Origin of the sequence: Pauljensenia hongkongensis, from assembly GCF_001746855.1 — a bacterium.
In the GTDB taxonomy this organism is placed as follows: domain Bacteria; phylum Actinomycetota; class Actinomycetes; order Actinomycetales; family Actinomycetaceae; genus Pauljensenia; species Pauljensenia hongkongensis.
Genome location: NZ_CP017298.1, coordinates 1,824,457 through 1,836,552, shown reverse-complemented (window position 1 = coordinate 1,836,552; position 12,096 = coordinate 1,824,457). Strand labels below are relative to the sequence as shown.

The window sequence follows — 12,096 nt, the reverse complement described above, 5'->3', positions numbered from 1 at the left end:
CCGCAACAACACCACAACCCGCACCCGCCCCACACGCAACCAAACCCGACACAGCCCCAGCCGCTGCCTCGGCGCGCTCAGGGACGTTCCTCCGGGCGGGGCGCAGCGGTGGCCCCGTCGTGTCGACTCGGCGCGCTCCGGGGCGTACCGTCGAAGCACGCGACACTGAGGAGGAGACATGCGTGCTGTAGTCATGGAAGCCCCCGGGCGGATCGTCATCGAGGACATCGACGCCCCCAAGGTCCTGGACCCGACGGACGCGGTCATCGAACTCGCCGCCACCTGCATCTGCGGCTCCGACCTGTGGCCGTTCCGGGGCGCCCAGCCGGTCGACCACCAGTACATGGGCCACGAGTACATCGGCGAGGTCGTCGAAACCGGCCCCGCCGTCAAGAAGGTCGCGCCCGGCGACTTCGTGGTCGGATCCTTCTGCATCTCCTGCGGGGAGTGCGAGATCTGCCGGGCGGGATACCCCTCCCGCTGCCCTGTCGCCGCCGCCGCGGGCGACCCCTTCATCGGCGCCCGTTCCAACGGGACGCAGGCCGAGTTCGCGCGCGTCCCCTTCGCGGACGGCACCCTGGTCAAGACCCCGGCCCCGCCCTCGCCCGAACTCATCCCCCACCTGCTCGCCGCGTCCGACGTGCTGGGCACCGGCTGGTTCGCGGCCGACTCGGCGGGCGCGGGCCCCGGTACGACCATCGTGGTCATCGGGGACGGCGCCGTCGGCCTGGGTGCGATCATCGGCGCGAAGCAACTGGGTGCGGAGCGCATCATCGCCATGTCCCGCCACCCGCAGCGCCAGGCCCTGGCCCGCGAGTTCGGCGCCACCGACATCGTCGAGGAGCGCGGCGAGGCGGGAGTGGCCCGCGTCCGCGAGATGACGGGCGGGTACGGCGCCCACGGCGCCGTCGAGGCCGTCGGCAACGAGACCGCGTTCCAGCAGGCGCTCGGGTGCGTCCGCCCCGGCGGCCACCTGGGCTTCGTGGGTGTCCCCCACGGCGTTTCCCTGGACATGGGGCAGATGTTCGGCGCCGAGGTCCACATCTTCGGCGGGCCCGCCCCCGTGCGCGAGTACCTGCCCCAGATGATCGACCTCATCTACAAGGGAGAGATCTTCCCCGGGAAGGTCTTCGACAAGGTCCTGCCCCTGGCCGACGCCGCCGAGGGCTACGCCGCCATGGACCAGCGCTCCGCCACGAAGGTCCTGCTCACCGTCTGAGGCCGCCGCTCGTAGAATGTCCCCATGCGCGATCCCGAACTGACCATCCCGGAGCACCGCGACCTCGTCGAGGCGCTCGCCCAGCCGCTGCCCGCCGTGGAGGCGCCGCTGGAGTCGTGCGCGGGGGCGGTCCTGGCCGAGGACGTGCGGGCGGCGGTCCCCGTGCCGCCCTTCACGAACTCGGCCATGGACGGCTTCGCCCTGCGCTTCGACGACATCGCCGGGCTCGCGGCGCCCGTGGCACTGCCCGTCCTGGGGGACATCCCCGCCGGGGACGCCGTCCCCCGCGAGTGCCGCCCCGGGGCGGCGTGGCGGATCATGACGGGCGCGCCGATGCCCGACGGCGCCGACACCGTCGTGCGGGTCGAGGCCACCGACCACTCCCCCGGCGTCGCGGAGGCGCCCGGTGCGGTCACGATCTCGCGGCTCCCCGAAAGGGGCGCTGACGTGCGCCACCAGGGCGAAGCGGTCGAGCCCGGGGACCTCGTCGTGCGGGCGGGAGCGGTGCTGCGCGGCCAGGAGCTGGCGGCCGCCGCCTCGGTCGGGCACGGCGCCCTGCGCGTCCACCCGCGCCCCCGCGTCCTCATCGTCACCACCGGAGCGGAACTCGCCGCCGCCGGCGACGGCCTCGCCCACGGGCAGATCCCGGACTCCAACGGCTTCCTACTGCGCGGCCTCGTCGAGGAAGCCGGAGGGGCCGTGGCCGCCCACCTGCGCACCGGGGACTCGCCCGGACAACTGCGCGACGCCCTCGACCGCGCGCCCCAGGCCGACCTGGTCATCACCGCGGGCGGCATCTCCCAGGGCGCCCACGAGGTGGTGCGCCGGGCGCTGGGCGCCGACGCGGGCTTCCACCGCGTCGCCCAGCAGCCGGGAGGCCCCCAGGGGGTCGGGCGCACCCGCGTCGGCAGCGGCGAGGCGCCCGTCATCTGCCTGCCGGGGAACCCCGTCTCGGTCTTCGTCTCCTTCCACGTGTACGTGGCGCGGGCGCTGGCCGTCATGGCCCGCCGCCTGCCCAAGCGCCGCGGAATCACGGCCCCCCGGACGGCCCCCGCGGTCGCTGCGGCGTCCTGGCGCTCGCCCCGGGGCAAGACCCAGTTCATCCCTTTGCGCGCGGCCAGCGCGGACGAGGCGGGGGCCGCAGGGCTGTCAGCGCCCTCCGCGGCGCCGCCAGTGCCCCCCGTAGCGATCCCCGTCGTGCCCGTCCACGCCCTCGGGTCCAGGTCGCACCTGGTCGCCTCCCTGCCCGGCGCCGACTTCATCGGGGTGGTCCCGCCCGCCACGACGCGGGTCGGCCCCGGCGACCAGTTGGACGTGATCGACTGCTCCCACCGGGACGCCGCCGCGGGGGGCGCGCGATGACCGCGTTCACCCACCTCGACGAGTCGGGCGCCGCGCGCATGGTCGACGTCACCGCCAAACAGCCGACGGTCCGCGAGGCCAGCGCCTCGGCCCGCGTCGACGTGTCCCCCCGCGTCATGGGGGCGCTGCGCACGGGCGCCGTCCCCAAGGGCGATGTCCTGGCCGTCGCGCGCATCGCGGGCATCGGAGCGGCCAAACGCGTTCCCGACCTGCTGCCCCTGGCGCACACCATCGGCGTCCACGGGTGCGAGGTCGGGCTGTCCCTGGAGGAGGACCACGTCGCCATCACCGCGACCGTGCGCACCGCCGACCGCACGGGCGTCGAGATGGAGGCCCTCACCTCGGTGACAGTCGCCGCGCTGGCGGTCATCGACATGGTCAAGGGCGTCGACCGCTCCGCGCGCATCCGCGACGCGAAGATCACCCGCAAGTCCGGCGGGCGCAGCGGCGAGTGGGTGCGCCCCGCGGACTGACGCCGGGGCGGCCCCACGGCCGCACCAGGCCCGCTACCGCGCCGTGGAGCAGGACCGCCGCGGAGTGGATGCTCGAGTGCTTGAGGATGGCGCCCATGGTGTGAATGCCCTTCCGCTGTGGACCCGCTTCGTTCCAGACGATCGAATTCTAGCGGCCCGGCCCCACGGCGCGCCGGATCAAAACGGCCCGCTGGCGCCGATGCGCTGGGCGAGCCCAGCCGGAAGCGGGTAGGGGCGCTCCCGAGGCCCCAGCTCCCCGAGGCGGGCGGGCGCGAGCCGGAGCGCCTCGACCAGGTCGGAGACATCGGAGATGCCCACGACCCACTCGTGCGCATAGGCGCCGACGCGGGCGGGGCCGATCCCGATCTGGATGCTCCGGTGCGCCAGGGGATCCCCTGAGGCGTTGCGCTCGGGGTCCCATTGGATCCGATTCGGGCAGGCCGCAACAGCGGCGGACCACGCCTGCCGCGTGGAGTGGACGTCCGGATCGAAATGGCTGAGGCACGCGTCAGCCAGGGCGGCCTCGAATCCTTCGCGGGTGATCCGCACGGCGAGGGTGCGCTCCTGTCCGGGCTTCGTCCCCCACCCGCTCCTGTACATCATCCACAGGAAGGACGGCTTGATCCACGTCATGCGCTCCTCCTTGAACGGAGGGACGAAGGCGCCGGCTCTCAGCGCCGCGTCCGCGATCGCAGGGGAGTAGGCCTGGTAGACGGTGATCGTCGTCGCGTCGTAGAGAGCGCGGATCTGGCGCAGTGGCTGGGCCGACCGCGCTGCCCGTGGCGGATGGGCCGTCCCCGTCACCCGTGGTCGCCCCCGTCCAACTGGTCGATGATATGGGCGGCCAGCGGCCCCACAACCGCGACGGCGTCGGCCACGCCACCGCACGATCCCGGGGCGTTGACGACGAGGACGCCCCCCGGCCCCCGCTCGGTGACGCCGACCAGGCCCCGGGACAGGCACGCGGCGGGGACGGAAGCCTCCCCGCGGCGGCGCACCGCGTCGGCGAGGCCGTCGATGCGAACGGCCAACAGGGGCGCGGTCGCCTCGGGGGTGTTGTCCCTGGGGGACACGCCGGTGCCGCCCGTCGTGAGCACGAGGCGGGCGCCCGCCTCGCAGGCACTGCGGATGGCGGCCCGGATCGCGGGGATGTCGTCGGGCACCAGCGCCAAGTCCGCGCTTATCCCGTGCCCGGCAAGCAGGGAGAGGGCAAGGGGGCCGGAGCGGTCCTCGGCCTCGCCCCTGGCGCACCGGTCGGAGACGGTGATGACGCGGGCGGCGAGACCCATCAGTGACGCGCGTTGGACGCGTCGCGGGTCTTGCGGACGGGGCGCCTCACCCGGATGCCCGCCGTCACGGGATCGGCGTCGGAGAACTGGCGGCTCGACAGTTCGTACTCGATGCGCTGGGGGCGCTGGGGGCGCTCGGGCTGGAACGCCTGCGGAAGCGGACGGTCCTGGGTGCGCGTGGGACGGGGCGAGCGCACGGCGCGCTGGGTGAAGCTCGGCGGCTCGGGCGCCTCCTGGCGCGACTGGGGAGCCGCGGGCGGGCGCGGGGGCTCGACCACTCGGGACCGCTGCGCGGAAGCCGGCGGACGGGGAGGCGTGGAAACGCCCTCCGCTTTCCCGGCCCCGGGGGCTCCAGTGGCCGACGCCTTGGGCGCGGGCCGTTCGGCAGCGGCGGTCGGGCGCGGGCGGTTTCCCTCGCCGCGGGCCTGAACGGACGAGGCGGACGCGCTGGCGCGCCTCGGCGGCAGGTCGTCGCCGAGGGACAGCGGCTTCGGCTGCGCGGGCGTGTGCAGGCCAGCGGGCACGGAGGCCACGGGCTGTACGCGCACGGGCCTGATCGCGGGCACGGAACGCGTGACGGGCCCCAGGGCGGCAGGGGCGGAGCTGGGCGAGGAGGCCCTGTGCGCGGCACCGCTCCTGCTCTGGTCGGCGCGCCGGTGCTCGCCGCCCTCAGCGCGGCGCGAGTCTCCTCTGCGGGAATCCGCCCGGCGCGGCGCCGGAGGGGCCCCGGGGACCTGCAGGACGGAGGGCGCCCCGTTGGCGCGGGCGTCGGAGACCTCCTCGGGGGCCGACGCCTCGACGACGGGCTCATCGACCGGACCGGGTTCGACCACGCGCGAGGGGGCCGACATGACGGGCATCTGCGCGGCGGGGCGCTTGCCCGCGAAGAAGGAGCGGAGTTGCATCGCGGCCTCATGGCCGAGCACGCCGCCGACGACCTCGACCTGGTGGTTGAGGCGGGAGTCGCGCAGGACATCGCGCACGGAGCCCGCGGCCCCGGCCTTGGGGTCCCAGGCGCCGAAGACGACGCGGTCGACGCGGGCGGACACGATCGCCCCCGCGCACATGGTGCAGGGCTCCAGGGAGACGACCAGCGTGCAACCGACCAGGTTCCAGCGCTTGAGGGTGCGGGCGGCGTCGCGCAGGGCGACGATCTCGGCGTGCCCAGCGGGGTCGCGGTCCTTCTCGCGGCAGTTCCAGCCCTTGCCGACGACCCTGCCCAGCGTGTCGAGCACGACGGCCCCGACGGGCACGTCGCCGGTTTCACGGGCGCGGTCCGCCAGGTAGAGGGCCTTGCCCATGGCCTCACGGTAGCGGTCAGTCAATGTCACATGTCCTAGAGTAGCGGCAATACGCGCTATCGGGAACTTCAAGTGCTATGAGGTAGCCTTGAACCATGCGCATTCACGTTGCCGACCATCCGCTCATCGCCCACAAACTCACCGTTCTGCGCGACCGCCAGACCCCTTCCGCCACTTTCAGGCAGCTGGTGGACGAACTCGTCACGCTGCTGGCCTACGAGGCGACGCGCGAGGTGGCGGTCACCGAGACCGCGATCAACACCCCCGTCGCGCCCACCGTCGGACGCAAGCTCTCCGAACCCCGGCCGATCGTCGTCCCCGTGCTGCGCGCGGGCCTGGGCATGCTCGAGGGCATGACCCGTCTGCTGCCCACCGCCGAGGTCGGGTTCCTGGGCATGCGCCGCGATGACGACACCCTGGAGATCGAGACCTACGCCAACCGCCTGCCCGATGACCTGTCGGGCCGCCAGTGCTACGTGCTGGACCCGATGCTCGCCACTGGGCACACGATGGTGGCCGCCACGGACTACCTCTTCGAGCGGGGGGCACGCGACGTGACCTGCGTGTGCGTCCTGGCGGCCCCCGAGGGCATCGAGACCCTGGAGAAGGCCGTCGGCGACCGCGCCGATGTCACCGTGGTGGTCGCCGCCGTCGACGAGTGCCTCAACGACAAGTCCTACATCGTCCCGGGCCTGGGGGACGCGGGCGACCGCCTTTACGGCATCGTCGACTGACGCGGCGGTCCGGCCCGCCCCGGCGGTTGGGGCGGGCTGGGTGGGCGGGCTGCGCGCCGCTCCGTGGGGCGGGGGACGCGGCTACGAGCTGGGCGCCGCCCCATAGGCGGGGCCGAGCCCGGTTGGAAGGGCTGCGCGGACGCCCACATGCGGTCAGTCGCCGATCCACCGGGCGGGGCTGACCCCGGTTGCGACGGGGATGCGTCCGCAGCCTGCGCGGGGATGCGGAGGCCCGCCGGATTCTCGGCCCATCTGTGGTGGAGCCAGTCAAGTCGCATGATCAGAACGCGCGGGTCCGCATTGGGGCAGGCAACGGGTCATTGGGGCAGGCACGGACCCGCATCGGGGCAGGCAACGGGTCATCGGGGCAGGTTAACAGTCTGGTATTGGGGTAGGAAACGGGTCATTGGGGCAGGCACGGACCCGCATCGGGGCAGGCAACGGGTCATCGGGGCAGGTTAACAGTCTGGTATTGGGGTAGGAAACGGGTCATTGGGGTAGGAAACGGCGCATTGGAGCAGGTTAATAGCCTGCCCCAATGCGGGCTAGCCTGCCCCAATACGACTCGCGGCGCCCGGGACTATCCACACCGCCGCAGAGGGGAGCAGTACTCGCCCGAAGTCCCACACTATGATCTTCCACACTTCCGATCGAATGATGTTAAAAATGTGAAACATGTGCGGGGAAGCTTCCCCTATGGCTTTGATTCAAACAGATCCCACACACCGCAAGTACGGCGTCGCAGCACTGGTCGGCGTCCTCGGAGGCTTCGTCTCCGCCATTATCAAGTTCGGATGGGAGGTCCCGCTGCCCCCCAGGACCCCCGAGCGCAACGCCACGAACCCGCCCCAGGCCCTCCTCGAATTGCTCGGGATGAGCCCCCAGACCACGCACGCCTCGTACATTTTCAACGGGAACGAGGGCCTGCCGTGGATGTCCTTCCTGGTCCACTTCGCCTTCTCCATCGGCTTCGCAGTCGTCTACTGCGTGCTGGCTGAGCGCTTCCCGCAGGTCAAACTGTGGCAGGGAGCGGCCTTCGGGATCCTTGTTTACGTCGGGTTCCACGTCGTGTTCATGCCCGCCATCGGCATCGTCCCGGCCCCGTGGAACCAGCCCTTCGCCGAGCACTTCTCGGAGTTCTTCGGCCACATCATCTGGATGTGGGTGATCGAGGTCTTCCGCCGCGACCTGCGCAACCGCATCACGCGCGGACCCGACGCCGAAGTCCCCGTGGCCGAGCCCGCCGCTTGAAAGCCTGACGGTCAGGAACCTCCCGAGGCGCCGCCTGGCGGCCGCCGCAGGAACCACCGGCCCGCCGACCGCACAGCCCAACCGCTTGCCTGCCGACCGCGTGGCCCGAGCGCCGGCCCGCCAACCGCATGGCCCAACCGCTTGCCCGCCGACCACGCAGCTCGGGCGCCCCACCACCGGAGAACAAGGCCGAGCGCGCGAACGCCCCCGCTGGGATTCCCAGCGGGGGCGCCCCGCACCAGCACGGCGCCCGCGGCCCTCAACGGGCCGGGGCGGCGGCGATCAGAAGGCGGGGATGACGGATCCGTCAGTCCACGTCTGCTCGATGTACTGCTTGACCTTGTCGGAGTGGAGCAGCTGCTCCAGCTTGTCGATGGCCTCCTGCTTGTCGTTCGCGGTCTTCCACACGAGGACGTTCACGGCGGGGTTGTTCTCGGGGGACTCGATGACCAGGGCCTGGTCGGCGATGTTGAGGCCGCCCTCCTGCGCGAAGTTGCCGTTGATGACGGCGAAGTCGAAGTCGTCCAGGGAGCGCACCAGCTGCGGCCCCTCGACCTCCTTGAAGGTGAAGTCCTTCAGAGTCGTCACATTGGCGACGCTGGCGTCGGAGCCGTCGGCGGGCAGCTGGACGAGGCCCTGCTTTGCCAGCAGTTCCAGGGCGCGCGACTGGTTGGAGGCGTCGGAGATGACGGCGATGGTGCCGCCGTCGGGCAGCTCGGAAAGGCTCTTGTGCTTGTTCGAGAAAATGGCGAGGGGCTCCAGGTGGATGCCCGCGCCCGCGGTGAAGTCGTAGTCGAACTCGCGCTCGGCGTTCTCCAGGTAAGGGACGGTCTGGTAGAAGTTCGCGTCGAGTTCGCCGTCGTTGAGGGCGCGGTTGGGCTGGTTGTAGTCGGTGTACTCGACGATGTCCAGCTTGATGCCCGCCTCGGCGGCCAGGTTGTCGTTGATGTAGGTGAGGATCTTCGCGTGGGGGGCGGGCGTGGCACCCACCTTGAGGGTGACGGCGCCGGAGGAGTCGGAGCCCGACCCGTTCGATCCGCCGTTCTGGCTGGATCCTCCGCAGGCGGCGAGGCCGACGGCCACGACGGCCGTCAGGCCCGTGGCGAGGATGGTGCGCAGAGTTCGCATGGCTGTCCTGTCTTTCTGTGTTGGGATTGGGGACGAGGCGCGCGCCTCGGACTGTGTTGGGATTGGGGACGAGGCGCGCGCCTCGGAGTGCGTGGAACCGCCCGGACGGGGCCCGGTGCTCAGCGGTGGTCGACGAGGCGGCTGATGGCGTCGCCGATCATCTGGATGACCTGGACGATCATGATGATCGCCAGGACCGTGGAGATCATGACGTCGTCCTGCCAGCGGTTGTACCCGTAGCTGATGGCCATCTGCCCCAGGCCGCCGCCGCCCACGGCGCCCGCCATCGCCGAGTAGCCGATGAGCGTGATCGCCAGGGTCGTGATCGACTGGACCAGGGAGGGCAGGGCCTCGCGCACCAGGACGCCCCATCGGATCTGCCGGTTCGAGGCGCCCATCATCTGCGCGGCCTCGATCTTGCCGTGGTCGACGGCCAGCAGGTTGGTCTCCACCAGGCGCGCGAAGAAGGGCGCGGAGAGGATGATCAGGGGCACCACGGTGGCCATCGACCCCGACGACTTGCCGACCAGGGCCTTCGTGAGGGGGATCAGCATGATGATGCCGATGATGAAGGGCAGTGAGCGGATCACGTTGACCACGACGGACACGCCCTGGTAGACGGGCTTGTTCGGGGTGAGGCCGTTCTTGCCCGTTTGGACCAGGAGCAGGCCGATGCCCATGCCGATGATGACGGAGCACAGGGTGGACAGCCCCACCATGAACAGGGTCTCCCAGATCGCGGGGAGGAACTGAGTGGTCAGGGCCGGGTTGTCCAGCCACGTGGGGTCGCCCTTGCCCGCGGGGAGCACGGCCAGGTGCGCGACGGCGTTCATCGGTCCCTCACTTCCGCGTGGATACTGTTCTTGCGCAGTTGCTCGATGATGGAGTCCGCGTGGTACGACGGGACGGTGAGCGCCAGGCGGCCCACTTGGATGTCGCCGATGGACTCGAAAGTCCCCGCCGTCACGTCCGCGCCCATGGAGGACGCCAGGTGCAGCACGGTGGCCCCCGTGGGAACGCCCGGGTGCGAGGTGAAGACCACGTCGAGCAGGACAGTCCCGGATGCCCCGGGGCCCGGGGAGCCGTCGGCGCCCGCGGGCACGTGCTCGACCGCCGGAGTGGGGACCAGTTCCCGGGCGAGGGGGCTGGCGGGGTCGGACACGACCTCGGCGATCGTGCCCGTCTGGGCGACGGCCCCGTGGTCCAGCAGGGTCACCGAGTCGCAGATCTCGCGCACGACCGCCATCTCATGAGTGATGACGACCACAGTGACGCCCGCGATGTCGCGCACCTGTTTGAGCAGCGCGAGGATCTGGGCCGTTGACTCGGTGTCGAGGGCGCTCGTGGGCTCGTCGCAGAGCAGCACCGCGGGGTCGTCGGCGAGCGCGCGGGCGATCCCGACGCGCTGGCGCTGCCCGCCCGACAACTGGGAGGGGTAGGAGCCGCCCCGCCCCGCCAGGCCGACCAGGTCGAGCAGTTCCTCGACGCGCTCGCGCCGCTGCTCCTTGGGGACGCCCGCGAGCTTGAGGGGGTAGCCGATGTTGTCCGAGGCGGTGCGCGCGTCCAGGAGGTTCGCCGCCTGGAAGACCATGCCGATGCGGCGCCGGGCGTCGCGCAGCGCCTTGCCGCTCAGCGTCGCCAAGTCGAGGCCGTCGACGACGACACTGCCCTCGGTCGGCCTCTCCAGGGCGGTCAGGCAGCGGATGAGCGTGGATTTGCCAGCGCCGGAGCGCCCGACGATCCCGTGGATGGATCCCCGGGCGACGTGGAGGTTGACGCCGTCGAGCGCGACCACGGTGTTGCCGCCTTTGACGGGGTAGACCTTGCGCACCCCTGTCAGGTGGATCATATGTTGCCTCCGTAATCGTTGGCCCTGATGAAGGCAGCATATGGGGGCGCGCGGGGGCGGCCAAATCCTCCGTTACAAAACTCCACAGTGCGGGCACGCGGAGAGCGCTCTCACACCCCTGGCGCCCCCGGCGAGGCCCACGCCTTTGACGGCGGCGGTGACGGGGCGGCCTCACACCCCTAGCGCCCCCGGAGAGGCCGCCCACACCGCTGCCGCTGCGGCGGCGACCGACGCCGCCCACGTGCCCACGGCGAGGACCACGGCACTGGCGCGCCTGCCGCCGCGCCACAGGTCGACGGCATCGACCAGGGCCGTCGAGAACGTCGTGAACCCGCCGAGGAAGCCCGTCGAGGCCACGTGGGCAGCCGGGGAGGCGCTCCACGCCAGCAGCAGTCCCGCCGCGGCCGACCCCACGACGTTGACCGCGACGATGCCGCACTTGCCCAGGAGCGGCGCCGCGTTTGCCGTCGCACTACGGGCCCAGCCGTCGAGGCGCCACCTGGCGAGCGCCCCGAGCGCCCCGGCGCACGCCAGGGCCGCCCACATCACCGGGCTCACCGCTGCGCCCCCGACACGAGGCGGTGGCCCGCCCACGCCGCCACCGCCCCCACCGCCAACAGCCCCGCCGACTGCGCGAGGGCCAGCGCCGCGCCATGGGCGCGCGCGCTCCACTGGGCGGCTGAGGACACCGTCCACGCCGCGTAGCCCCCGTAGGTGGTGAACGCCCCGGCGAAGCCGGTGCCCGCGAAGAGCTTGAGGCGCGCGAGGGCCCGGGCCCTTTCCGGGAAGGCGGCGGAGCGCCCGGCGGTGAACGCCGCGAGCGCCCCCAGCGCGAGAGCCCCGACCACGTTGGCCACCAGGACCGACCAAGGGGCGAAGAGGCCTCCCACAGGGCGCGCGGCGGCCGCGGAGTCCAGTCCCGCCCGCGCCAGCGTGCCCAGCGCGCCCCCCGCGGCGACGCACGCCCACTCGGGAGGCATCCGATGCTCGTCCATGCGCCCAGGATAGGCCGACGGGCCCGCTGCCGCGGGGTTGCGCGCACAGCGGCGCCGTTGTGCGGAACACGCGGCGCCCGGGCGGCGCGCCGGCCCCCGCCTCGTACACTGGCGCCATGACGACACCCGCCGGACGATTCGCCCCCTCTCCCACGGGGGATCTCCACTTGGGGAACCTGCGCACCGCGATCCTGGCGTGGGCGGCGGCACGGCTGAGCGGGCGGCGCTTCGTGATGCGCATCGAGGACATCGACCGGGAGCGCGCGGGCTCGGCGCAGCGCCAGCTGGACGACCTGGAGGCCATAGGCGTCGATTGGGACGGCGAGCCCCTCGTCCAGTCCCAGCGCGCCCACGCGCACCGCGCGGCGCTGGAGGAGCTCGCCTCGCGGGGCCTCGTCTTCGAGTGCTACTGCTCGCGCCGCGATATCCGCGAGGCCGCGTCGGCGCCGCACGTGCCGCCCGGCCACTACCCGGGCACCTGCGCGCGCCTGAGCG

14 protein-coding genes are annotated in these 12,096 nt (G+C 72.3%); 6 read left to right on the top strand and 8 right to left on the bottom strand.

Going from position 1 to position 12,096, the window contains the following annotated elements; translation table 11 throughout:
• Positions 1 to 178: 178 nt before the first annotated feature.
• Genes BH719_RS07635 through moaC form a run of 3 tightly spaced genes read left to right on the top strand, consistent with a single transcriptional unit; the run spans position 179 to position 3,054 of the window.
• Complete coding sequence (locus BH719_RS07635; RefSeq protein ID WP_009744247.1) at positions 179 to 1,219, top strand: zinc-binding dehydrogenase; 1,041 nt, start codon at positions 179 to 181, stop codon at positions 1,217 to 1,219.
• A 24-nt stretch (positions 1,220 to 1,243) separates the two neighbouring features.
• On the top strand, positions 1,244 to 2,581 hold the full coding sequence (locus tag BH719_RS07630; protein WP_009744246.1) for a molybdopterin molybdotransferase MoeA: 1,338 nt from the start codon (positions 1,244 to 1,246) through the stop codon (positions 2,579 to 2,581).
• Positions 2,578 to 3,054, top strand: a complete 477-nt coding sequence (moaC, locus tag BH719_RS07625; RefSeq protein WP_009744245.1) for a cyclic pyranopterin monophosphate synthase MoaC — start codon at positions 2,578 to 2,580, stop codon at positions 3,052 to 3,054. Before BH719_RS07630 ends, moaC begins: the two co-directional genes overlap by 4 nt.
• Positions 3,055 to 3,231: 177 nt before the next feature.
• Here moaC and BH719_RS07620 read toward each other — a convergent pair whose 3' ends face one another.
• From BH719_RS07620 to tadA, 3 genes are read right to left on the bottom strand one after another with little or no spacing between them, the layout of a single operon-like run.
• The gene (locus BH719_RS07620; RefSeq protein ID WP_009744244.1) at positions 3,232 to 3,858 is read right to left on the bottom strand and encodes a DUF4291 domain-containing protein; all 627 of its coding nucleotides are present in this window, start codon (positions 3,856 to 3,858) and stop codon (positions 3,232 to 3,234) included.
• Positions 3,855 to 4,343, bottom strand: a complete 489-nt coding sequence (locus BH719_RS07615; RefSeq protein ID WP_009744243.1) for a MogA/MoaB family molybdenum cofactor biosynthesis protein — start codon at positions 4,341 to 4,343, stop codon at positions 3,855 to 3,857. Before BH719_RS07615 ends, BH719_RS07620 begins: the two co-directional genes overlap by 4 nt.
• Positions 4,343 to 5,674, bottom strand: coding sequence for a tRNA adenosine(34) deaminase TadA (gene tadA, locus BH719_RS07610; RefSeq protein ID WP_009744242.1), 1,332 nt, complete (start codon positions 5,672 to 5,674; stop codon positions 4,343 to 4,345). Before tadA ends, BH719_RS07615 begins: the two co-directional genes overlap by 1 nt.
• 65 nt (positions 5,675 to 5,739) lie before the next feature.
• Between tadA and upp the strand changes: the two genes are divergently transcribed.
• The gene (upp, locus tag BH719_RS07605) at positions 5,740 to 6,378 is read left to right on the top strand and encodes a uracil phosphoribosyltransferase (RefSeq protein WP_009744241.1); all 639 of its coding nucleotides are present in this window, start codon (positions 5,740 to 5,742) and stop codon (positions 6,376 to 6,378) included.
• A 696-nt stretch (positions 6,379 to 7,074) separates the two neighbouring features.
• The gene (locus BH719_RS07600) at positions 7,075 to 7,629 is read left to right on the top strand and encodes a YagU family protein (protein ID WP_009744240.1); all 555 of its coding nucleotides are present in this window, start codon (positions 7,075 to 7,077) and stop codon (positions 7,627 to 7,629) included.
• A gap of 282 nt (positions 7,630 to 7,911) precedes the next feature.
• On the opposite strand, the gene BH719_RS07595 is transcribed toward BH719_RS07600, so the two are convergent.
• From BH719_RS07595 to BH719_RS07575, 5 genes are all read right to left on the bottom strand, one after another.
• Positions 7,912 to 8,757 carry a MetQ/NlpA family ABC transporter substrate-binding protein gene (locus BH719_RS07595; RefSeq protein WP_009744239.1) on the bottom strand — a complete coding sequence of 282 codons (846 nt, stop codon included), beginning with the start codon at positions 8,755 to 8,757 and terminating at the stop codon, positions 7,912 to 7,914.
• A 119-nt stretch (positions 8,758 to 8,876) separates the two neighbouring features.
• Positions 8,877 to 9,590: a methionine ABC transporter permease gene (locus BH719_RS07590; RefSeq protein ID WP_009744238.1), complete on the bottom strand. Its 714-nt coding sequence runs from the start codon at positions 9,588 to 9,590 to the stop codon at positions 8,877 to 8,879.
• Positions 9,587 to 10,606 (bottom strand): methionine ABC transporter ATP-binding protein, encoded by a 1,020-nt coding sequence (locus tag BH719_RS07585; RefSeq protein ID WP_009744237.1) that lies wholly within the window; start codon positions 10,604 to 10,606, stop codon positions 9,587 to 9,589. Before BH719_RS07585 ends, BH719_RS07590 begins: the two co-directional genes overlap by 4 nt.
• Positions 10,607 to 10,777: 171 nt before the next feature.
• Positions 10,778 to 11,164, bottom strand: coding sequence for a fluoride efflux transporter FluC (locus BH719_RS07580; protein ID WP_245683276.1), 387 nt, complete (start codon positions 11,162 to 11,164; stop codon positions 10,778 to 10,780).
• The gene (locus BH719_RS07575; protein WP_009744235.1) at positions 11,161 to 11,601 is read right to left on the bottom strand and encodes a CrcB family protein; all 441 of its coding nucleotides are present in this window, start codon (positions 11,599 to 11,601) and stop codon (positions 11,161 to 11,163) included. Before BH719_RS07575 ends, BH719_RS07580 begins: the two co-directional genes overlap by 4 nt.
• Positions 11,602 to 11,717: 116 nt before the next feature.
• Between BH719_RS07575 and BH719_RS10195 the strand changes: the two genes are divergently transcribed.
• A partial coding sequence (locus BH719_RS10195) for a glutamate--tRNA ligase family protein (protein WP_009744234.1) occupies positions 11,718 to 12,096 on the top strand: 379 nt, incomplete at its 3' end.